Annotated in this window: 20 protein-coding genes and 1 tRNA gene; 12 read left to right on the top strand and 9 right to left on the bottom strand. The window is 59.0% G+C overall.

Annotated elements, in window-relative coordinates:
• The 4 genes from C9413_RS01020 to C9413_RS01035 all read left to right on the top strand — a co-directional run.
• A partial coding sequence (locus C9413_RS01020; RefSeq protein ID WP_170250117.1) for a DUF992 domain-containing protein occupies positions 1-242 on the top strand: 242 nt, incomplete at its 5' end.
• Positions 243-724: 482 nt separating this feature from the next.
• On the top strand, positions 725-2,668 hold the full coding sequence (locus tag C9413_RS01025) for a PrkA family serine protein kinase (protein ID WP_039846313.1): 1,944 nt from the start codon (positions 725-727) through the stop codon (positions 2,666-2,668).
• Positions 2,669-2,687: 19 nt separating this feature from the next.
• Positions 2,688-3,965 (top strand): YeaH/YhbH family protein, encoded by a 1,278-nt coding sequence (locus tag C9413_RS01030; RefSeq protein WP_039846312.1) that lies wholly within the window; start codon positions 2,688-2,690, stop codon positions 3,963-3,965.
• Positions 3,962-5,512, top strand: coding sequence for a SpoVR family protein (locus tag C9413_RS01035; RefSeq protein WP_039846311.1), 1,551 nt, complete (start codon positions 3,962-3,964; stop codon positions 5,510-5,512). Before C9413_RS01030 ends, C9413_RS01035 begins: the two co-directional genes overlap by 4 nt.
• 36 nt (positions 5,513-5,548) lie before the next feature.
• On the opposite strand, the gene C9413_RS01040 is transcribed toward C9413_RS01035, so the two are convergent.
• Both C9413_RS01040 and C9413_RS01045 read right to left on the bottom strand, forming a co-directional pair.
• A tRNA-Arg gene (locus tag C9413_RS01040) sits at positions 5,549-5,625 on the bottom strand.
• Positions 5,626-5,697: 72 nt separating this feature from the next.
• Positions 5,698-6,861 (bottom strand): M20 aminoacylase family protein, encoded by a 1,164-nt coding sequence (locus tag C9413_RS01045; protein WP_039846310.1) that lies wholly within the window; start codon positions 6,859-6,861, stop codon positions 5,698-5,700.
• 171 nt (positions 6,862-7,032) lie between these two features.
• On the opposite strand from C9413_RS01045, the gene C9413_RS01050 reads away from it, so the two are divergent.
• Together C9413_RS01050 and C9413_RS01055 are read left to right on the top strand one after the other, a co-directional pair.
• Positions 7,033-8,115 (top strand): D-alanyl-D-alanine carboxypeptidase family protein, encoded by a 1,083-nt coding sequence (locus C9413_RS01050; protein ID WP_210263369.1) that lies wholly within the window; start codon positions 7,033-7,035, stop codon positions 8,113-8,115.
• 11 nt (positions 8,116-8,126) lie between these two features.
• Positions 8,127-9,263 (top strand): GTP-binding protein, encoded by a 1,137-nt coding sequence (locus C9413_RS01055; RefSeq protein WP_039846308.1) that lies wholly within the window; start codon positions 8,127-8,129, stop codon positions 9,261-9,263.
• 2 nt (positions 9,264-9,265) lie between these two features.
• Here the strand turns inward: C9413_RS01055 and C9413_RS01060 are convergent, their stop codons facing one another.
• The 5 genes from C9413_RS01060 to C9413_RS01080 all read right to left on the bottom strand — a co-directional run bounded on the left by C9413_RS01060 (position 9,266) and on the right by C9413_RS01080 (position 13,086).
• Positions 9,266-9,490 carry a sulfurtransferase TusA family protein gene (locus C9413_RS01060; RefSeq protein WP_039846307.1) on the bottom strand — a complete coding sequence of 75 codons (225 nt, stop codon included), beginning with the start codon at positions 9,488-9,490 and terminating at the stop codon, positions 9,266-9,268.
• A 5-nt stretch (positions 9,491-9,495) separates the two neighbouring features.
• Positions 9,496-10,734: a murein L,D-transpeptidase family protein gene (locus C9413_RS01065; protein ID WP_039846306.1), complete on the bottom strand. Its 1,239-nt coding sequence runs from the start codon at positions 10,732-10,734 to the stop codon at positions 9,496-9,498.
• Positions 10,735-10,932: 198 nt separating this feature from the next.
• The gene (locus C9413_RS01070; RefSeq protein WP_039846305.1) at positions 10,933-11,889 is read right to left on the bottom strand and encodes an acetyl-CoA carboxylase carboxyltransferase subunit alpha; all 957 of its coding nucleotides are present in this window, start codon (positions 11,887-11,889) and stop codon (positions 10,933-10,935) included.
• 62 nt (positions 11,890-11,951) lie between these two features.
• The gene (xerD, locus tag C9413_RS01075) at positions 11,952-12,905 is read right to left on the bottom strand and encodes a site-specific tyrosine recombinase XerD (protein ID WP_039846304.1); all 954 of its coding nucleotides are present in this window, start codon (positions 12,903-12,905) and stop codon (positions 11,952-11,954) included.
• 4 nt (positions 12,906-12,909) lie between these two features.
• Positions 12,910-13,086 (bottom strand): hypothetical protein, encoded by a 177-nt coding sequence (locus C9413_RS01080; RefSeq protein ID WP_022718059.1) that lies wholly within the window; start codon positions 13,084-13,086, stop codon positions 12,910-12,912.
• Between the two features lie 146 nt (positions 13,087-13,232).
• On the opposite strand from C9413_RS01080, the gene C9413_RS01085 reads away from it, so the two are divergent.
• The 3 genes from C9413_RS01085 to C9413_RS01095 are packed head-to-tail and all read left to right on the top strand — an operon-like array spanning position 13,233 to position 16,257.
• Positions 13,233-13,823, top strand: a complete 591-nt coding sequence (locus C9413_RS01085) for a shikimate kinase (RefSeq protein WP_039846303.1) — start codon at positions 13,233-13,235, stop codon at positions 13,821-13,823.
• The gene (aroB, locus tag C9413_RS01090; RefSeq protein ID WP_039846302.1) at positions 13,820-14,950 is read left to right on the top strand and encodes a 3-dehydroquinate synthase; all 1,131 of its coding nucleotides are present in this window, start codon (positions 13,820-13,822) and stop codon (positions 14,948-14,950) included. The genes C9413_RS01085 and aroB overlap by 4 nt, the downstream gene beginning before the upstream one ends.
• Complete coding sequence (locus C9413_RS01095) at positions 14,947-16,257, top strand: HlyC/CorC family transporter (RefSeq protein ID WP_039846301.1); 1,311 nt, start codon at positions 14,947-14,949, stop codon at positions 16,255-16,257. Before aroB ends, C9413_RS01095 begins: the two co-directional genes overlap by 4 nt.
• Before the next feature lie 3 nt (positions 16,258-16,260).
• On the opposite strand, the gene C9413_RS01100 is transcribed toward C9413_RS01095, so the two are convergent.
• Positions 16,261-16,584 (bottom strand): hypothetical protein, encoded by a 324-nt coding sequence (locus C9413_RS01100; RefSeq protein ID WP_039846300.1) that lies wholly within the window; start codon positions 16,582-16,584, stop codon positions 16,261-16,263.
• 54 nt (positions 16,585-16,638) lie between these two features.
• On the bottom strand, positions 16,639-16,923 hold the full coding sequence (locus C9413_RS01105) for a BolA family protein (protein ID WP_028740097.1): 285 nt from the start codon (positions 16,921-16,923) through the stop codon (positions 16,639-16,641).
• Between the two features lie 104 nt (positions 16,924-17,027).
• On the opposite strand from C9413_RS01105, the gene C9413_RS01110 reads away from it, so the two are divergent.
• The 3 genes from C9413_RS01110 (at position 17,028) to cobT (ending at position 20,859) form a co-directional block, all read left to right on the top strand.
• The gene (locus C9413_RS01110; RefSeq protein WP_039846299.1) at positions 17,028-17,642 is read left to right on the top strand and encodes a J domain-containing protein; all 615 of its coding nucleotides are present in this window, start codon (positions 17,028-17,030) and stop codon (positions 17,640-17,642) included.
• Between the two features lie 310 nt (positions 17,643-17,952).
• Entirely contained in the window at positions 17,953-18,945 is a 993-nt protein-coding gene (cobS, locus tag C9413_RS01115; protein ID WP_022718065.1) for a cobaltochelatase subunit CobS, read from the top strand.
• Positions 18,946-18,957: 12 nt separating this feature from the next.
• A complete protein-coding gene (gene cobT, locus C9413_RS01120; protein ID WP_039846298.1) occupies positions 18,958-20,859 on the top strand; it encodes a cobaltochelatase subunit CobT in 1,902 nt (633 codons plus the stop codon).
• The last annotated feature ends 19 nt before the right edge of the window (positions 20,860-20,878 follow it).

Genomic DNA, 20,878 nt, shown 5'->3' on the forward strand with positions numbered 1-20,878 from the left:
TTACGACGCGCAGCCGCCCCATTTGGGCTGTCTTCGCGCCGACTGCCGGCTATCATCGCGGCTCGCTCGGTGGCCTTTATGTCGGCGCCGTGGCTGAAGCCACGCTTGGCGCCGGTGTCGGTGCGAATGTCTTGGTCGGTGGTACCGCGGGATCGATCCATCTCCAGCCTCTCAGCGTAACAGGCCAGCTCGGTCTCAATATTGCAGCGGCCGGCGCGTCGATGACGCTAACCCCGGCCTGACAAATTGCATTAGGGCCCCTTTCGTCATCGGAAGGGGCGCCAAGCTTGGATGAGGAGTTTGATGGTTGATTCGGCAAATATAGCAAAAGCGTCCGCTGGAGCGTGTAAGGCTCGCGGTCTCGCGCTGTTTATGCCGGCTCGTGGGAAAATCAAAATCGTAAGCGCAACCGGTCAAGCGTGGAATCTTTCGATTTTCCGCGCGCGGGAATCAGCAGCAGCGGCATTAGAAGCCCTTTGCGGCCTCATGTCACGTCCTGAAATGTGCTGATATCGCACTGGCGCCTTACGAATTAGGATATAGTATAGTTAGTTTGATTGGAGCCAAAACGACCGATGGATGCACATTTTTGTGCATTGCTATAGACGGCCGACAGGTGTCCAATCAATTCACGAAACATATTGATTCTCAACGAAATGTTGTTTCCATTGCGGTGGTACGGCTATTTCGGGAGCCTGTGGCATAAACCTTGAATGGAGGGCCCATGCTGAATGAATCCGTGTTCGATGCGTTTACGCGTAACTATGAAACGCGACGCGAAACTGAGATGTCCATCACAGAATACTTGTCGCTCTGCAAGCAGGAGCCGCTTGCCTATGCCAACGCGACGGAGCGTCTCCTTGCAGCGATAGGCGAACCGGAGGTATTGGACACCGCCAAGGATCTACGTCTCGGCCGGGTCTTCATGAACAGGACGATCCGGACCTACCCGGCCTTCACTGGCTTTTACGGCATGGAGGAGACGATCGAGCGTATCGTTTCGTTCTTCACACATGCCGCACAGGGGCTCGAGGAGCGTAAGCAGATTCTTTATCTGCTCGGTCCGGTCGGCGGCGGCAAGTCGTCGCTAGCTGAACGATTAAAGCAGTTGATGGAAGTCCATCCGATCTTTGTGCTGAAGGCGGGCGAGGAGGTCAGTCCGGTCTTTGAAAGTCCGCTCAGCCTCTTTGATCCAGCCACAATGGGGTCGCTGCTCCTTGAGGAATACGGCATTCCGACGCGGCGGCTGACCGGGCTAATGAGCCCGTGGTGCCTGAAGCGGCTTGACGAGTTCGGTGGCGATATTTCCCAATTCCGCGTCGTCAGAATGCAGCCTTCGCGGTTGCGCCAGATCGCCATCGCCAAGACCGAGCCGGGCGACGAGAACAATCAGGATATTTCTTCCCTGGCGGGCAAGGTCGATATCCGCAAGCTTGAGACCTATTCCCAGAATGATCCGGACGCCTACAGCTATTCCGGCGCGCTCAACCGCGCCAACCAGGGCCTGCTGGAATTCGTCGAGATGTTCAAGGCGCCGATCAAGATGTTGCATCCCCTGCTGACAGCGACGCAGGAGGGAAATTACATTGGTACCGAAAATATCGGCGCCATTCCTTTTTCGGGCATTGTTCTTGCGCATTCCAACGAGGCCGAATGGCAGAGTTTCAAGGCGAACAAGAACAATGAAGCTTTCATCGACCGCATCTGCGTCATCAAGGTGCCGTATTGCCTCCGGGTCACCGAGGAGCAGAAGATCTACGAGAAACTGATCGAAGGGTCGGAACTCGCGGATGCTCCTTGTGCACCGGGGACGCTTAAAATGCTGGCGCGCTTTTCGGTGCTTTCGCGCTTGCGAAAGCATGAAAACTCGACATATTTTTCCAAGATGCGCACCTATGACGGCGAAAGCCTCAAGGAGACCGATCCGCGAGCCCGTAGTGTCCAGGAATATCGGGATGCAGGCGGCGTTGACGAGGGAATGGACGGAATATCGACACGTTTCGCCTTCAAAGTGCTCGCTTCGACCTTTAATCATCACACGAGCGAAGTGGGGGCCGATCCGGTTCATCTGATGTACGTTCTGGAACAGGCGATCCGCCGCGAGCAGTTTCCTGACGAGATCGAGAAACGCTACATGGAGTTCATCAAGGCCGAACTCGCACCGCGCTATGCGGAGTTCATCGGCAACGAGATTCAGAAAGCCTATCTGGAATCCTATGCCGATTACGGACAGAATCTTTTCGATCGCTACGTGGACTATGCCGATGCCTGGATCGAGGATGTGGACTTCAAGGATCCGGATACCGGCCAGCTTCTCGACCGGGAACTGCTCAATCAGGAGTTGACGAAGATTGAAAAGCCCGCGGGTATCGCCAACCCGAAGGACTTCCGAAACGAAATCGTCAAGTTCTGCTTGCGGTCGCGTGCAAACAACAGCGGGAAAAACCCGTCTTGGACGAGCTATGAAAAGATCAGGGAGGTGATCGAGAAACGCATGTTCTCGCAAGTCGAGGACCTGCTGCCAGTTATTTCGTTCGGCACAAAGAAGGACGGCGAAGCCGAAAAGAAACACAGTGAATTCGTTTCGCGCATGACCACGCGCGGCTACACCGAAAGACAGGTTCGGCGCCTAGTGGAATGGTACATGCGCGTTAAGCAGGCAAGTTAACGCTCACGCGGGAGCTATCATGCACATTGTCGACCGCCGGCTCAATCCGCGCGGTAAAAGCTTGGAAAATCGTCAACGGTTTCTTCGGCGCGCGAAAAGCGCCGTGCAGCAGGCGGTGAAACGTTCTCTGCAAAGCCGTAATATTCGGGACGTGCTCGACGGTGGCGAAATCACCCTGCCGATTGACGGCCTGACAGAGCCGGGTTTCCGCCGGGGCGAGGGCGGCATCAGCGATCAAATTCTGCCGGGAAACAGAGCCTTCGTTGAGGGGGACATCATCCCGCGGCCGCCTGGCAGGAGCGGCGGCAGGCCGAAGGAAGCAGGTGAAGGCGACGGCGAGGATGGTTTCCGCTTCGTGCTGACGCGCGAGGAGTTCCTCGACGTCTTTCTTGATGATCTGGAACTGCCCGATCTCGCCAAGCGGCGGCTGACGGAAACTGAGGAAGAAAGCCCTGTGCGGGCCGGTTATTCGGTATCCGGTTCACCGTCCAACATTGCCGTCGGCCGCACGACTCGGATGGCGATGATGCGACGGATCGCGCTTCGCCGCCCGCGCATCCAGGAGATGGAGGCACTTCGGCGTGAGATCGGCGAATGCGAAGACGACGAGAAGCGCCTGGCTCTTGAGGCTAAACTCAAAGCGTTGACGGAAAAAAGCCGGCGCATTCCTTATATCGATCCGCTCGATGTGCGCTATCGCCGCTTCGAAAGCGAGCCGAAACCGGTGGCGAAGGCCGTCATGTTCTGCCTGATGGACGTCTCCGGCTCTATGTCGGAGCATATGAAGGATCTTGCGAAGCGGTTCTACCTGCTGCTCTACCTTTTCCTGTCGCAGCGCTACAAGAAGGTCGAGATCGTCTTCATCCGCCATACGGACAAAGCCGAAGAAGTCGACGAGGAAACCTTCTTCTATGGTCCGGCGACGGGCGGTACGCTGGTATCAAGCGCACTTGCGGCGATGCGCACGATTGTCGCGGCGCGGTTCGATCCGGCAGAGTGGAACATCTATGCCGCCCAGGCTTCCGATGGTGACAACTCCTATTCGGACGGCACCATGACAGGGCAACTGCTGCGTCATGAGATTTTGCCGCTGTGCCAGTATTTCGCCTATATCGAGGTCGGCGAGGAAGACAGCGACTCCTCCGTGTCCCGCTCACCGCTCTGGACGCTTTACGAAGGGATCCGTGCCGAACAGGTGCCCCTGTCCATGCGCAAAGTGTGTCGGCGCAACGAAATATTCCCGGTCTTCCACGATCTCTTCCAGAAACGTGATGCACAGTCGAAGGTGGCGCCATGACGACCACGTCGATGTCAAAGCAGCGGTTGCTGTTTAACGGCGCCGACTGGGATTTTCCAACGCTCCAGCGCGTTCATGACGCCTGCGAGGAGATCGCGCTCGGCGAACTTGGCCTGGATGTCTACCCAAATCAGATCGAGGTCATCACTTCGGAACAGATGCTGGATGCCTACTCGTCGACCGGCATGCCGCTCTTCTACCGCCATTGGTCCTTCGGCAAGCATTTCGCCCATCACGAGGCTTTCTACCGTCGCGGGATGCGCGACCTTGCCTATGAAATTGTCATCAACAGTTCGCCCTGCATCTCCTATCTGATGGAGGAAAACTCGGCGACGATGCAGACCTTAGTTATCGCGCACGCCGCGTTCGGACATAATCACTTCTTCAAGAACAACTATCTCTTCCAACTCTGGACGGATGCCGATGGCATCCTCGACTACCTCAATTTCGCCAAGAGCTACATCGCCCGTTGCGAGGAGCGCTACGGCGAAGTCGAAGTCGAGCGCACGCTCGATGCCGCGCACGCGCTAATGTCGCATGGCGTGCATCGGCACGCCGGCAAGACGAAGGTCGACCTTCGTGACGAGGAGCGGCGGGAGCAGGAGCGCCGGGTCCACGAAGAGCAGGTGTTCAACGATCTTTGGCGCACTGTTCCCACCGGCAAGAAGCGCACGGCAGCCGATGTCGGCCTGGAGAAGCGGCGCCTCGCCCTTGGCCTTCCTCAGGACAACATCCTCTATTTCCTCGAAAAATCAGCACCATTGCTGCAGCCATGGCAGCGTGAGATTTTGCGCATCGTCCGCCATGTCGCGCAGTATTTTCACCCGCAGCGCCAGACCAAGGTGATGAATGAGGGAACGGCCACCTACGTCCACTACCGGATCATGAACAGGCTTCACGAGCGCGGGCAGATCAGCGACGGAAACTTCCTCGAATTCCTGAAATCACATGCCAATGTCGTGTTCCAGCCAAACTACGACGATCGTCGCTTCTCGGGCTTCAATCCCTATGCGCTGGGTTTTGCAATGATGCAGGATATCGAGCGGATCGTGACGGCACCGACGGAAGAGGACAGGGCGTGGTTTCCGGACATTGCCGGACAAGGCGATGCAATGTCGGTGCTGCGTGACATCTGGGCCGATTATCGGGACGAGAGTTTCATCAATCAGTTCCTGAGCCCCAACCTGATCCGCCAGTTGCGCCTTTTCCATCTTTACGACGACCCGGAGCAGGAAGAAGGAATTCTGGTTTCGGCAATCCACGACGAACGCGGCTATCGGCGCATCCGCCGTCAGCTTTCCCGCGAATACGACATCGGCTGGATCGACCCGGGAATAGACATCGTCGATGTCGATCTTGCCGGTGACCGCCGCCTTCTCTTGCGCCACAATGTCACGAATGATTGGTTTCTTCAGGAGGCCGATACGAAGCTCGTCCTGCAGCATCTCGCCAATCTTTGGGGCTATGACGTCTTGCTTCAGGAAATCGATAGTTCAAATGAAGTGGTGAAGGAACACACCGCCAGCCCTCGCAGGCCCATTCAGTGATGCACTATCCGTATCGAGGGCTTCCTCGGAATGTTTTGGTGATCCCGGCGCGATTCGAACGCGCGACCCCCAGATTAGGAATCTGATGCTCTATCCTGCTGAGCTACGGGACCACTCCGTGCCATGCATACAAAAGGCTTGGCGGGAAGCCAAGCTTTTTTGAGGCTCTTATCGCGTATAGATTTTCACGCGCCCAAACGCTGTTCGGCAAGGCGGACCCAATAAGAGATGCCGTGGGAAATGACTTCGTCGTTAAAATCATAGGCCGGATTATGAAGGCCTGCGCTGTCGCCGTTGCCGATGAAGATGAAAGCGCCGGGACGGGCGTTGAGCATATAGGAGAAATCCTCGCCTCCCATCATCGGATCGATTTCAGGATTGACGTTTGCTGCGCCTGCTATGTCGCTGGCGACGGCAATCGCATGGGTGGTCTCGGTGGCATGGTTGACGGTGACGGGATAGTTGCGGTGGAAACTGATATCGGCCTGCGCGCCATGGGCAGCGGCCAGGCCGTTGATGATCTGCTTCAAGCGTGTTTCCGCCAGATCACGGACTTCGGCGTCGAGCGTGCGGATCGTGCCGGCGATCTGCGCGTCATTCGGAATGACGTTGTGGGCGAAACCCGCATTGAACTTGGTAACCGAGACGACGACAGAACGCAGGGGATCAGCACTGCGCGAAGCGATCATCTGCAGGTTGGTGACGATCTGCGCACCGATCGCAATCGGGTCGATCGTACGGTGCGGCTGGGCGGCATGACCGCCGAGGCCCTTGATTGTCACCGTGAACTCGTCCGTTGCCGCCATGATCGCGCCTTGGCGGGTGGCGAACTGCCCGACGGGAAGGCCCGGCAGATTATGCATCCCGTACACCTCCTCGATACTGAAGCGCTCCATCATGCCGTCCTGGACCATCAGGTTGCCGCCGCCGCCGCCCTCTTCGGCCGGCTGGAAGATTACGGCGATGTTGCCGTTGAAGTTGCGGGTCTCGGCAAGATATTTCGCGGCGCCAAGCAGCATTGCCGTGTGGCCGTCATGTCCGCAGGCATGCATCTTGCCGGGTGTCGTCGAGGCCCAGGGCTTGCCGGTGATCTCCGTCATCGGCAGGGCGTCCATGTCGGCGCGGAGGCCGATCGTGCGGCTGCCCTCTCCCTTGCCCTTGATCAGGCCGACCACGCCGGTGCGGCCGATGCCGGTCACAATTTCGTCAACGCCGAACTCCCTGAGCTTGCCGGCAACGAAGGCCGCCGTGTTTTCGACCGCGAAAAGAAGCTCCGGCCGGGCGTGGATATAGCGGCGCCATTCGGCCACTTCGGCTTGCATTTCAGCGGCTCTGTTTAAAATCGGCATACGTAACTTCCTGTCGCGAAATCGGGTTGTCCGGCGGCTTGCGCAATGCTGCGCCGCGGAATAACTTATTCAATGACCTTTGCCATGTCATGGCCATATAAGCTAAATAGGTGAAGCTTTCGAGATTTCCGGACATCTTAGGGACGAACCGTGTCAACGCGCCAGAAACGTTTGATTTCATTCGCAGCCACCGCTACCGCCGCTTTTTTCTTCTCGGTTCCGCTGGCGCAGGCCAATCCGCATATCCTCGTCGATGTCCAAAGCGGCCGCGTGCTGGAGCATGAAGAAGCCTTTCGCAAATGGTATCCGGCATCGCTGACAAAGCTGATGACGGCCTATACGGTGTTCAATGCAATCCGCGCCGGCGAGATCAGCCTCGAAACGCCGATCGTCATCAGCAAGCAGGCGGCTGCCCAGCCGGCTGCGAAAATGTATTACAAGCCGGGGCAGAAGCTGACGCTCGACAGCGCGTTGAAGATCCTCATGATCAAGTCGGCGAATGACGTCGCGGTTGCCGTGGCAGAGGCCGTCGCTGGGACCCAGGATGCCTTTGTCCTGCGCATGAATTCCGATGCAGCAAAGCTCGGCATGTCGGATTCGCATTTCGTCAATCCGAACGGCCTGCCAGGCAGGGGCCAATATACGACGGCGCGCGATCTCGCAGTCCTGACAGTCGCGTTACGGCGTGACTTCCCGCAATATGCGGGCTATTTCGCTCTTGAAGGCTTTACCAACGGCAAGACGAACACGGCCAATATCAATCTGCTGATCGGCCGTTTCGCCGGTGCGGACGGCATGAAGACCGGTTTCATCTGCGCGTCGGGCTTCAACCAGATCGGTTCGGCGACCCGGAACGGCCGCACCATCATTTCGGTCGTTCTGGGCACAGACAGCCTCGCGGCGCGTGCGGATGCGACGGCGAACCTGTTGCAGAAGGGCTTTACGACACAGTTTCCCGCAGTCGATACCTTGGGTTCGTTGAAACCCTACGGACTGGGGCAGGATCAGGTCACCGACTTGAGCGCCGATATCTGCAGTGCAAAGGGCGCCAAGGTGCGCAGCGAAACGCGCGACGAGGTCGGTCGCATGAAAGTGCAGTCGCCCTATATCCAGGAAATGGATCACGAGCCGCGCTACGTCTTTGCCGGCCTCATTCCCGGCCAGGAAGTCCAGCCGGACAAGATGGCAAAGGCCGAGGCAATCGGCGACCTTGCCAATGTGCCGGTACCGCTGCCGCGCCCGACGTCCTTCTAAGGCAAAGGAAAATGAGCAGTCATCACGACACGATCCCGGTCACGATCCTGACCGGCTTTCTTGGCGCCGGTAAGTCAACCTTGCTGAACCGCATCCTCAAGGATCCGGCGATGAAGGATGCCGCCGTTATCATCAACGAATTCGGCGATGTCGGCATCGACCATCTGCTCGTCGAAAGCTCGGGAGATGCGATCATCGAGCTTTCTGACGGCTGCCTTTGCTGCACGGTGCGCGGCGAGCTCGTCGATACGCTGGCAAACCTCATCGATGCGGTGCAGACCGGCCGGGTCAAGCCCGTGAAACGTGTCGTGATCGAGACTACCGGCCTTGCCGATCCGGCGCCGGTCATGCAGGCGATCATGGGCAACCCGATTATCGCCACCAATTTTGAGCTCGACGGCGTTGTCACGGTCGTTGACGCAGTCAATGGCCTTCAGACGCTCACCAATCACGAGGAGGCGCGCCGGCAAGTCGCAGTCGCCGATCGCCTCATCGTGTCGAAGCAGGCGATGGCATCCGCCGAGCTGTTGTCGGTGCTGGAGGCGCGGCTGCGATACCTCAATCCGCGCGCGGTGCCGATGGATGCTGACAGCGCATCCGCCGGTAGCGCGGAGATTTTCGTAAACGGTCTATACAACCCGGCAACGAAGATCGCCGACGTCAGCCGCTGGCTTCGCGACGAAGACGAGCATGATGATCGTCACCATCATGGCCACGATCACCACCACCATGGTCATGACCATCAAGATCCCCATGATGTGAACCGTCACGATGCGTCGATCCGGTCCTTCTCGATTGTCGAAGACAAGCCGATCGAGCCGATGGCGCTCGAGATGTTCATCGACCTATTGCGCTCCGCGCATGGCGAAAAGCTGCTGCGCATGAAGGCAATCGTTGCCGTTTCGGACAGGCCGGAGAGGCCCCTGGTCCTGCATGGCGTGCAGAATATCTTTCACCCGCCGGTGCGCCTTCCGGCCTGGCCGGATCCGGTCGACCGGCGAACGCGCATGGTACTGATCACCAAGGATCTGCCGGAGGATTTCGTGAAGAACCTCTTCGATGCATTTCTCGGAAAGCCGCGGATCGACACGCCCGATCGCGCGGCTCTCAGCGACAATCCGCTCGCCATTCCTGGCATGAAGATCTGAGATTATCGCTTGCGGATCAGGAAACGGTGACCGGTTTCGGTTTTCACCGTTTCCAGTAACGCGTGGCCGTCTTCCTTACAGAAATGAGGGATGTCGATCCCAGCCAGCGGGTCGGTCGTTTCTACCCGAATCAGCGCGCCGCTTGTCATGGAAGAAAGCTTGCGGCGGGTCTTCAGCACGGGTAGGGGGCATTTCAGGCCCCGCAGGTCATAGGAAAAGGCGTCCAAGCCGCTCAGTTCCTGGCCCAGAATTTCCAGAACGGCTTCTTGGTGGCTTCTGCCGTTTCCTGCGGAGGCAGTTCCGGCGCGAAGGCCAGAGGGTTCTGCGTCGGAACGGGGACATTGGCAGGTGCTACCGCTGCAACAGCCGTCGCATCGTTCTGAGCAGGGGCTGATGCCGGCGCCGGTGTTGCCGCGGCGGTCGCCGTCGCATTTGCCGCAGGTGCAGCGGGCTTCGACATCATTTCCTCAAGTTCGGCTACCTTGACCATGCGGCCTGCCTCCAGCGACGTGCCGGTCGGAGCATAAGCGAGTTCACGGCCCTTGCGCTGCTTGGCGACGACGGCTTTACGCTCGGCTTCGGTTGGGTCGTACCAAGCCATGCCGTCGAACTTCCTTTCGGCCCTGGCGAAGTCGGTCGCGTATGTTTTGTTATAGGCAGCAAGTGCTGAGGCCAGCGCTGGCGGCGTGGACATCGCTGGGCACTGGCCTGCCGGATTGAAGGCGGCGCTGCCCTGCGCCAACTGCTGGTTGAAGACATATTTCTTCTCGCAGACATTCACTTCCGGCGGACGCTTGGTGACCTCGAAATTGTCGTAGCCGACCTTCAGCATCTTCCAGAAGTCATAGTTCTGGTTCAGGCGATGCTTGAACATGTTTTCGGCCGTCATGCGGAAGGGAAAAGCCTGCAGCTGAACGGTTGCCTGGCCGCCCTTGAAGGCATCACGCGCGAAAGCGTAGATTTCCAGAACCTGCTCGTCGGTCATCGAATAGCAGCCGGAAGACGAACATGCGCCGTGGATCATCAAGTCCGAGCCTGTGCGGCCGTTGACGGCGTCGTATCGGTTCGGAAAGCCGGTGTTGATCGCCAGATAATATTTGGAGTTCGGGTTCAGGTTCGCTCGCGTCAGGTTATAGAAGCCCTCAGGCGCCTGCCGGTCGCCAGTCTTGACCTTCGGGCCCAGCCGGCCGGACCACGCGCAGATCTTGTAATCCGCGATCTTGTCGAAGCGGTTGTCCGTCTTTGCCTTCCAAACTTCGAGAGCGCCTTCTTCCTTGAAGATGCGGATCATGATCGGGGAATTGCGGTCCATGCCTTTCGTCCTCATATCGGCGAGGATACGTGCCGGCAGAGGTTGCTCAACCTTGTTCTTGACCTTCGACAGATCAGTATGGGTGACGTCCAAAGCGTCGTTGCAGCCGGCAAGAGCCAGTGCCATCAGCGAAACATAGGCAAAATGACGAATGCGCATTTCCCAACAAGCCCATTAAATCGATACGACCCGATCCGCGTCCATGGAGTCCGGGCGATCCCAGAATCATAGACGGCATATACTTCACAATTTCTTACCAGCCTATGACTTGCCCAAGGATATCCCGCAAGCGCGACTGTTACAGATAACATTATTGTGGCCAAGGTTTGGCCGCAATCCGGTCACGTATGCCGGGAGTTATGCGAGATTCCGGCCCATGGCGAGGAATTTCTGGCGGCGGTCGTTGCGCAACTGTTCGCCGGAACGCGGCGAAAGTTCGGCAAGGGCGCTGGCGATGACATCGCCGGTGGCGGCGATGACGCTGTCCGGATCGCGATGCGCGCCGCCGAGCGGTTCGGGAATGATGCCGTCGATGATGCTAAGCGACTTCAGGTCCTCGGCGGTGATCTTCATGTTGGTTGCTGCTTCCCTGGCGCGGGTCGAATCTCGCCATAGAATGGAGGCCGCGCCTTCCGGTGAGATCACGCTGTAGATCGAATGCTCGAGCATATAGACCCTGTTTCCGGTCGCGATCGCGATTGCGCCGCCGGAGCCCCCTTCGCCGATGATAACGGAGATGATCGGCACTTTCACGCCAAGGCACATTTCCGTCGAGCGCGCGATTGCTTCAGCCTGGCCGCGCTCTTCAGCACCCACGCCTGGATAAGCGCCAGCGGTATCGACGAGGGTGACGAGCGGAAGGCCGAAACGGTCAGCCATTTCAAGAATGCGGATCGCCTTGCGATAGCCTTCAGGGCGGGCGCTGCCGAAATTGTGCTTCAGTCGGCTCTTGGTATCGCTGCCCTTTTCCTGGCCTATGACGGCAATCGGCTGGCCGCGAAAGCGTGCAAGGCCTGCCTGGATCGCCGCGTCTTCGGAGAACTTGCGGTCGCCGGCGAGCGGCGTGAACTCTTGGAAGAGAATTTTAGCGTAATCGACGAAGTGCGGGCGCTGCGGATGGCGAGCAACCTGCGTCTTTTGCCAGGCGTTGAGCTTGGAATAGATATCGACCATCGCTTCGCGAACGCGAACCTCCAGCCTGCCGACCTCATCGGACGTGTCGATGCTCTCGTCTTCGGAAGCGAGCTTCTTCAGTTCGATGATCTTGCCTTCGAGGTCGGAGATCGGCTTTTCGAAGTCGAGATAGTTGTGCATGAGGTGCGTTTCCGTTCCTTGTGCCCGGGGCATCTTGCTGGCCTTGCCCCATGTCGCCGGTCCTATTCGTGCTTTTTCGCCTGTTTGGCAAGGGGGTGATGCGTCTGAACCAGTTGCTGCAGCCTTTCTTCAAGGACATGCGTATAGATCTGTGTCGTCGAAATGTCGGAATGTCCGAGGAGTTCTTGAACTACGCGAAGGTCGGCGCCATTAGCAAGAAGATGGCTTGCAAAGGCGTGACGCATGACGTGCGGCGAGATCATGGATGGCGTCAATCCCGCACGGATCGCAAGGTTTTTTAGTTCCCGGGCAAAAACCTGGCGGGGCAGATAGCCTTCCTTGGAGGCTGCCGGAAAAAGCCATGGACTATCAATCGGATCCTTCGCCTCGGCGTTCTTTTCTGCGAGCGAGCGGCCATAGGCCTTGAGTGCAGCGATTGCCGATTGAGATAGAGGTACGAGCCGCTCCTTATTGCCTTTACCGCGAATGATCAGGAAACGACCTTCTTGGTCGAGAACGCGTGCCGGCAGCGAAACGAGCTCGCTGACGCGCATTCCTGTCGCGTAAAGCAGCTCCAGAAGCGCCAACATCCGCTGGCGCTGCAATTGGCCGTCCGCAAGATTGTTGGCTTCGGTTTCGGCCTGGGTCAGTAGTCGCGTCACCTCCTCGACGCCCATTGTCTTTGGCAGAGCTCGTGCCTTCTTCGGCGCGTCGAGAACGCCCGTCGGGTCATCTACACGCAGGCCTTCGGCATAAAGGAACTTGTAGAATTGCCGCATGGCTGCCAGCCGGCGGGCCTGGGACGAGGACTTGAAGCCCCGTTTCGAGAGCGAGGAGAGGTAGGCAGCGAGATCGCCGGAGGCCGCTTCGGTCAGCCGCACGCTTTTGCCGTTCAGGAATGCATGGAGGTCGTCCAGATCGTGCTCGTAGGACTGCAGCGTGTTCACGGCAGCCCCTCGCTCTGCACTCATCATCTCAAGAAAGGCTTCCACGTGGACGCGGCTCAGATCCTTCATCGGATCACTTCTTCGCCGGTTTGATCGTGCCAGTTGCCGGCGGGTTGATCCGTTCCGACGGGATGCGGATCGTCACGTCGCGCGGCTGTGGCTCCACGAAGGTCACGAGCGCCACCATCCCGCCATAAATCGCCCCGGCGATCATCGCCAGGACAGCCAGTAGACGCAAGAGGGTCGGCATTTCGCAACTCCATGAGCTCTGCCTCTTTTATGAAGAAGCGGGTTTGCGTGCAAGAAGCGGCTTTTGAACCATGTTTCCCTGGTCCGCGACTTGACGCTACACCCGCATTTGTCGATACCGTTTGCAAACAAAGTGTGAATGGACCGATGAGTGACCCAGTTGTGAAAGTGGGAGACAGCCTGAAAGACAGAGCTCGCGCCACGCTCGGGTCCCGCAACCTGATCCTCGTCGGCCTTATGGGGGCCGGCAAATCCTCCGTCGGCCGTATCGTCGCCCATCAGCTGGGTATTCCTTTCATCGACAGCGACGGAGAGATCGAGCGCGTTTCCCGGATGACCATCTCGGAGCTTTTCGCAGCTTATGGCGAAGATGAGTTCCGTGCGCTTGAAACACGCGTGATGAAGCGGTTGCTGAAAAACGGGCCGCGCGTGGTATCTACCGGCGGTGGCGCTTTCATCAACGATCGGACGCGCAAGCACATCAAGAAGAGCGGTCTTTCCGTCTGGCTGAAGGCCGATCTCGACGTGCTGTGGGAGCGGGTCAGCAAGCGAGACACGCGCCCGCTCCTGAAAACCGAGAATCCAAGGCAGACGCTCGAAAACCTGATGAACGCGCGATACCCGATCTATGCCGAAGCCGACATCACCGTGTTGTCGCGCGATGTGCGTAAGGAAGTCATGGCTGACGAAGTGCTGAAAGCCGTGATCGAAGCCCAAACCGAAAGTACCCTATCATGAATGCGATCACCTCCTCTGCCGAACGAAAGGTTCACGTACCGCTCGGTGAGCGCGCCTACGATATATTGATCGGGCCGGGTCTGATTGCGCGTGCTGGAGCGGAAATAGCGTCCCGGCTGAAGGGTCGCAAAGCTGCGATCATCACGGATGAGCATGTGGCGCCACTCTATCTCGAAGCTCTCGTTAAAAGCCTCGAAGGCGCAGGTATCGTGTCCGCGCAGCTTGTGCTGCCCGCCGGCGAGAAGACGAAGAGCTTCGAGCATCTCATGACCGTCTGCGACAAGATCCTGGAGGCGCGCGTCGAGCGGAATGATTACGTCGTTGCGCTTGGCGGCGGCGTTATTGGCGATCTTGCCGGCTTTGCCGCCGGCATCGTGCGTCGCGGCGTGCGCTTCGTGCAGGTCCCGACGTCGCTGCTTTCGCAGGTCGATTCTTCCGTCGGCGGCAAGACGGGCATCAACAGCCGACACGGCAAGAACCTTATCGGCGTCTTCCATCAGCCGGATCTGGTCCTTGCCGACACGGATGTTCTTAACTCTCTCAGCGGGCGCGAATTCCGTGCCGGCTATGCAGAAGTCGCGAAATACGGTCTTATCGACAAGCCGGATTTTTTCGCTTGGCTAGAAACAAACTGGAGCGCCGTCTTTGCCGGCGGCTCTGCGCGTATCGAGGCGATTGCCACAAGCTGTCAGGCGAAATCCGATGTCGTGGTCGCTGACGAGCGCGAGAACGGCCCACGGGCGCTTCTCAATCTCGGCCATACTTTTGGGCATGCTTTGGAGGCGGCCACAGCCTATGAGAGTGCGCGCCTGGTGCACGGTGAAGGCGTTTCGATCGGCATGGTCCTCGCGCATGAATTTTCCGCGCGCATGAACCTTGCAAGCCCTGATGACGCGAAGCGGGTTGAGAAACATCTAAAAGAGGTCGGCCTGCCGACGCGTTTGTCCGATATTCCGGGCGCTCTTCCGCCGGCTGAAACGCTGCTCGAGGCGATGGCGCAGGACAAGAAAGTGAAAAACGGCAAGTTCACCTTCATCCTGACGCACGGCATTGGCCGGTCGTTCATCGCCGATGACGTGCCGGCTTCCGAAGTGTTGGGCTTCCTCAAGCAAAAGCAGCCGCAATGACACTCGACGGCACGCTGGCATTTCTTGCGGTTTACTGGCCGGAAATCGTATCCATCGTGGCCCTCGTGCTAATATCAGCCTTCTTCGTTGGTTCGGAGACTGCACTGACGGCAGTCTCTCGCAGCCGCATGCATACGCTGGAAGCCAACGGCGAAATGCGCGCCGGTCTTGTGCGCCAGCTGATCGAGCGGCGCGACCGGCTGATCGGAGCGCTGCTGATCGGCAACAACCTTGCAAACATCCTGTCTTCGTCTCTGGCGACCAGCTTGTTTCTCGGTCTCTTCGGCAGCTCGGGCGTGGCGCTTGCAACGCTTGCGATGACCGTGATCCTCGTCATTTTCGCGGAAGTTCTGCCGAAGAGCTGGGCGATCTCGTCACCTGACCGTTTTGCATTGAGCGCGGCATTGCCAATCAAGCTCTTTGTCGCTGTCGTCGGCCCGATCTCATCTCTCGTCAATGCCGTCGTCCGCCGGATCCTGGGGATCTTCGGCGTCACCCTCTCGCGTGAAATCCCGATGCTGACGGCGCACGAGGAATTGCGCGGTACCGTCGATCTGTTGCATCGCGAGGGGGCGGTGGTGAAGGCTGACCGGGATCGTCTTGGCGGTATACTCGACCTTAGCCAGCTCGAACTCTCCGATATCATGGTCCACCGCACGGCGATGCGCGCGATCAATGCAGACGACGCGCCTGAGGTATTGGTTCGCACGATCCTCGAGAGCCCGTATACCCGCATGCCGCTGTGGCGCGGCACGATCGACAACATCATCGGCGTCGTCCACGCAAAAGACTTGCTGCGCGCGCTGGCCGAGCCGAACGTGGGGCCGGAGAATCTCGATATCGTCAAGATTGCCCAGAAACCCTGGTTCGTGCCGGACAGCACGAATCTCGAAGATCAGCTCAATGCGTTCCTGCGCCGCAAGCAGCACTTCGCCCTCGTCGTCGATGAGTATGGTGAGGTGCAGGGCATCGTGACGCTCGAGGACATCCTGGAAGAGATCGTCGGCGATATTTCCGATGAACACGACATCGATATGCAGGGCGTGCGCCAGGAATCCGACGGCTCGATCGTTGTCGATGGCAGTGTGCCGATCCGGGACCTCAACCGCGCGCTCGATTGGCAGTTGCCCGACGAAGAGGCGACGACGATCGCCGGCCTCGTCATCCATGAATCGATGACGATCCCGGAGGAGCGGCAGGCCTTCACTTTTTACGGCAAGCGCTTCATCGTCATGAAGCGCGAGAAGAACCGCATCACCAGGCTACGCATCCGTCCTGCTGCGGAGAACGAGACCAAACCGCTCTGAATCTTATCCGGTCGCTCCGTGGCTGGTGAGCAGGCGCAGGATTTGCACTTCCTTCGGCAGTTCGATCAAAAATTCGCTGTCGCGTTCGAGGTGATGGATCTTCGTGGGATCGGTGCCGGCAAAGGTGCTCATCGCCTCGATATTTTCCCAATAAGAGATCGTCACGAATTCGCTTTCCGTGTCGCGGTCTTCGCGAAAAGTCTGGACGCCAAGTGCTTTCTCGATCAGCGGCTTGATGCCCGCTTCGTAGTTATAGGCTTCGTATTCGTCAGCTTTTTCTCTTGGCGTACGCCCGCGCCAGATGCGGGCAATCGTCGGCTTCATCATGCCTGTTTCCTCCTTGGTGAAAGGAGAGCAAACGCTTATATGAGGGACGTGTTCCTACCAGCTGGTTGCTTCGCCGGGTGCGGCGAGCTCTACGGCGAGCGCATGCAGCCCTGCGTCAAGTTCCGGCTTCAGCAGTTCGGTGACGGCGCGGTGGCGGGCGAGCCTCGTCATTCCTGCAAACTTGGCTGAGACGATGCGCACGCGCATGTGCGTTTCACCGGTGCCGGTGAAACCCGGCTGATGGCCGGCATGAAGGCGGCTTTCGTTGATGACGCTCAGGCGCTCGGGCGCAAAAGCTTCGGTCAGTTTTTCTTCGATGCGGGTCTCAAGGGTCACGATTTCGTCCAGTTGCTTCGCAAAAAGGGGGTTCCCACCAAGCCAGCAACATTCGTGTTTGTCAATTCTTGTCGTCGCTTCGCGGCAGGCCCATAATTAGCGCCGTCATGAGACTCGATTCCAAATATTTCGATCGCATCCGCACCCGCCGCAAACGCGAGCAGGAAACCGAGCAGGCTCCTCCGACCTGCCAGTGGGACGGCTGTGATAAAAAAGGCGTGCATCGCGCTCCTGTCGGACGCAATGCCGAAGGGCAGTTCTTTCTTTTCTGCTTCGAGCACGTCAAGGAATACAACAAGGGCTACAATTATTTCTCCGGCCTCTCGGATGGCGAAATCGCCCGCTACCAGAAGGAGGCGGTCACCGGACATCGTCCGACCTGGACCGTCGGCGTCAACAAGGCGGCGAAGGACAGCCCGCTGCATTCGGACATCCGCTCCGGCGCCTATAGCCGTGTGCGCGATCCCTTCGGTTTCGTCAGCGGCGCCAAGGGCAGCGGTCCGCGTTTCCCCGAGCAACGCAAGTTGAAGAGCCTGGAGGCCAAAGCCTTCGATACGATGGGGCTGCAGGCAGGTGCCACCTCTGCCGAGATCAAGACCCGCTACAAGGAACTGGTCAAGAAGCATCATCCCGATGCCAACGGCGGCGACCGCGGTTCCGAAGAGCGCTTCCGCGCCGTCATCCAAGCCTATCAATTGTTGAAGCAGAACGGTTTTTGTTAATTCCTGTCCTTGCTCTCCGCCTTCAATCGGGTATGGTCCAAATCGGCTGAGGCCGCAGGCAACCGCGGCATGGATCTGTGCGTTTTGCCAACGCCGCCTTTGCCAACCTTCCGGACGCGGCGTTTCTTGTCCGGGACTTTGTTCCAGAATGCTCGCAAGCGGTCATTATCCCGCCGAGGTTTCGCTTCAGTCCCGGAGAGGTATCGTGGACGTTCCACCTTGAACGGGCGCAGAACAAAGCTGCGGCGTCATGGTTGCGAAATGGCCTGAGATAGTATGGCAGGGTGGAAGCACCCGCCTTGGAGACATGATGAGCAAGATTGACCTTGATATTTCCGAGCTTCCAGACACCACCGTTTCGGTCAGGGAAGTCTTTGGGATCGATTCCGATATCCGCGTTCCGGCTTACAGCAAGGGCGATGCCTACGTTCCGGACCTGGATAACGACTATCTCTTCGACCGCGAGACGACACTCGCCATTCTTGCAGGTTTTGCCCACAACCGCCGCGTCATGATCTCCGGCTACCACGGCACCGGTAAATCCTCTCACATCGAGCAGGTCGCTGCCCGCCTCAATTGGCCCTGCGTGCGCATCAACCTCGACAGCCACGTCAGCCGTATCGATCTCGTCGGCAAGGACGCGATCGTCGTCAAGGACGGCCTTCAAGTCACGGAATTCAAGGACGGCATCCTGCCCTGGGCCTATCAGCACAATGTCGCGCTCGTCTTCGATGAATATGACGCCGGCCGTCCGGACGTCATGTTCGTCATCCAGCGCGTGCTGGAATCTTCAGGCCGCCTGACGCTGCTCGATCAGAGCCGAGTCATTCGTCCGCACCCGGCCTTCCGCCTCTTTGCGACGGCAAACACCATCGGCCTCGGCGATACCACCGGCCTCTATCATGGCACGCAGCAGATCAACCAGGCGCAGATGGACCGCTGGTCGATCGTCACCACGTTGAACTACCTGCCGCACGACCATGAAGTGAACATCGTCACCGCCAAGGTGAAAAGCTTCCAGAAGGACAAGAACGGCCGCGATACCGTTTCCAAGATGGTCCGCGTCGCCGATCTGACACGCGCTTCCTTCATGAACGGCGATCTGTCGACTGTCATGAGCCCGCGTACGGTCATCACCTGGGCCGAAAACGCCGATATCTTCGGCGACCTCGCCTTCGCCTTCCGCGTCACCTTCCTCAACAAGTGCGACGAACTGGAGCGTCCGCTGGTCGCCGAGCACTATCAGCGCGCCTTTGGTGTCGAGCTCAAGGAGAGCGCAGCCAACATCGTGCTGGAGGCTTAAGGCCCGTCGATCATGGCATCACGTGGTGACAATTCGAAAGCAAGACCAAACGCCCCGGTCGACGTCGAGCCCTTGCGGCGCGCGATAACCGGCTGCGTGCGCGCGATTGCAGGCGACGGCGAGGTCGAGGTGACTTTTGCCAACGAGCGCCCCGGCATGACGGCTGAGCGTATTCGGCTACCCGAGCTTTCCAAGCGGCCAACGGCGCATGAGCTGGCGGTGACGCGCGGTCTAGGCGACTCCATGGCGCTTCGGCTTGCCTGCCACGATGAAAAAGTGCACGCGACGATGGCGCCGCAGGGCTCGGACGCGCGTGCGATCTTCGACGCCGTCGAGCAGGCGCGCGTCGAATCGATCGGCACGCTGCGCATGGAGGGCGTGGCTGCGAACCTGCGTTCGATGACCGAGGAGAAGTACTCCAAGGCGAATTTCACCGGCATCGAGCGGCAGGAGGATGCGCCGATCGGCGAGGCCGTCGCCATGATGGTGCGTGAGAAGCTGACCGGCCAGAAGCCGCCCGCCTCCGCCGGAAAGGTTCTCGATCTATGGCGACCCTTCATAGAGGAGAAGGCGGGTTCCGAACTCGATGACCTTACAAGCGTCATCAACGATCAGCAGGCTTTCTCGAAGGTGATCCGCCACATGCTCTCCGCTATGGAAATGGCGGAAGAATACGGCGACGACGACAGCGAAAACGATGAGGACAACGAGCAGGATCAGGAAGACCAGCCGAGCGGCGATGAGTCAAATCAGGACGAGGTCGATGATGACGCGGGCACCGATGCCGCGCCGGTCGAAGATAGCGAAGTTGCCGACGAGCAGACGGAGGACGGCGAGACCGAAGGCGCCGAGATCTCCGACGACGACATGATGGAAGAGGGCGAGGACGAGTCTGAAACACCGGGCGAAACCCGTCGTCCAAACACGCCCTTTGCCGACTTCAACGAGAAGGTCGACTATCACGTCTTTACCGAAGAGTTCGACGAGATCATCACCGCCGAGGAGCTTTGCGACGCTGCCGAGCTGGAGCGCCTGCGCGCCTTCCTCGACAAGCAGCTCGCGCACCTGCAGGGCGCTGTCGGGCGGCTCGCAAATCGATTGCAGCGTCGCCTGATGGCGCAACAGAACCGCTCCTGGGACTTCGATCTGGAAGAGGGCTATCTCGATACCGCCCGCCTGCAGCGCATCATCATCGATCCGATGCAGCCGCTTTCCTTCAAGATGGAGCGGGACACGCAGTTCCGCGACACGGTCGTGACGCTTCTGATCGACAATTCTGGCTCCATGCGCGGGCGCCCGATCACCGTTGCTGCCACCTGCGCCGATATTCTGGCCCGCACGTTGGAGCGTTGCGGCGTCAAGGTCGAGATCCTTGGCTTCACGACCAAGGCCTGGAAGGGCGGGCAGGCGCGTGAGAGCTGGCTTGCCGGCGGCAAGCCGCAGACGCCCGGCCGCCTCAATGACCTGCGTCACATCATCTACAAGTCGGCAGATGCGCCGTGGCGCCGTGCGCGCACCAATCTCGGCCTGATGATGCGCGAAGGGCTGCTGAAGGAAAATATCGACGGCGAGGCGCTGATCTGGGCGCATAATCGTCTTCTGGCTCGCCGCGAACAGCGCCGCATCCTGATGATGATCTCCGACGGTGCGCCGGTCGACGATTCCACGCTTTCGGTCAATCCCGGCAATTACCTCGAACGTCATCTGCGCGCCGTGATCGAGCAGATCGAGACCCGTTCGCCGGTCGAATTGCTTGCGATCGGCATCGGCCACGACGTGACGCGCTATTATCGCCGCGCCGTGACCATCGTCGACGCGGACGAGCTTGCGGGCGCGATGACCGAGCAGCTGGCCTCGCTCTTCGAAGATCAGGCAGCACAGCCGCGTGGCGGCCGTTTGCGACGCGCAAGCTGATGCCGAAAGGAACCGGCGC

The organism is Rhizobium sp. SEMIA 4085 (genome assembly GCF_013004495.1).
GTDB classification, from domain to species: domain Bacteria; phylum Pseudomonadota; class Alphaproteobacteria; order Rhizobiales; family Rhizobiaceae; genus Rhizobium; species Rhizobium gallicum.

Bases quoted from the DNA above. Each gene is read 5' to 3' on its own strand.
- C9413_RS01030 (WP_039846312.1), top strand. From the start codon at position 2,688: ATGCACATTGTCGACCGCCGGCTCAATCCGCGCGGTAAAAGCTTGGAA.
- aroB (WP_039846302.1), top strand. From the start codon at position 13,820: ATGAATGCGATCACCTCCTCTGCCGAACGAAAGGTTCACGTACCGCTC.
- xerD (WP_039846304.1), bottom strand. From the start codon at position 12,905: ATGAAGGATCTGAGCCGCGTCCACGTGGAAGCCTTTCTTGAGATGATG.
- C9413_RS01095 (WP_039846301.1), top strand. From the start codon at position 14,947: ATGACACTCGACGGCACGCTGGCATTTCTTGCGGTTTACTGGCCGGAA.
- C9413_RS01080 (WP_022718059.1), bottom strand. From the start codon at position 13,086: ATGCCGACCCTCTTGCGTCTACTGGCTGTCCTGGCGATGATCGCCGGG.
- cobT (WP_039846298.1), top strand. From the start codon at position 18,958: ATGGCATCACGTGGTGACAATTCGAAAGCAAGACCAAACGCCCCGGTC.
- C9413_RS01035 (WP_039846311.1), top strand. From the start codon at position 3,962: ATGACGACCACGTCGATGTCAAAGCAGCGGTTGCTGTTTAACGGCGCC.
- C9413_RS01100 (WP_039846300.1), bottom strand. From the start codon at position 16,584: ATGATGAAGCCGACGATTGCCCGCATCTGGCGCGGGCGTACGCCAAGA.
- C9413_RS01085 (WP_039846303.1), top strand. From the start codon at position 13,233: ATGAGTGACCCAGTTGTGAAAGTGGGAGACAGCCTGAAAGACAGAGCT.
- C9413_RS01045 (WP_039846310.1), bottom strand. From the start codon at position 6,861: ATGCCGATTTTAAACAGAGCCGCTGAAATGCAAGCCGAAGTGGCCGAA.
- cobS (WP_022718065.1), top strand. From the start codon at position 17,953: ATGAGCAAGATTGACCTTGATATTTCCGAGCTTCCAGACACCACCGTT.
- C9413_RS01070 (WP_039846305.1), bottom strand. From the start codon at position 11,889: ATGCACAACTATCTCGACTTCGAAAAGCCGATCTCCGACCTCGAAGGC.
- C9413_RS01110 (WP_039846299.1), top strand. From the start codon at position 17,028: ATGAGACTCGATTCCAAATATTTCGATCGCATCCGCACCCGCCGCAAA.
- C9413_RS01055 (WP_039846308.1), top strand. From the start codon at position 8,127: ATGAGCAGTCATCACGACACGATCCCGGTCACGATCCTGACCGGCTTT.
- C9413_RS01025 (WP_039846313.1), top strand. From the start codon at position 725: ATGCTGAATGAATCCGTGTTCGATGCGTTTACGCGTAACTATGAAACG.
- C9413_RS01065 (WP_039846306.1), bottom strand. From the start codon at position 10,734: ATGCGCATTCGTCATTTTGCCTATGTTTCGCTGATGGCACTGGCTCTT.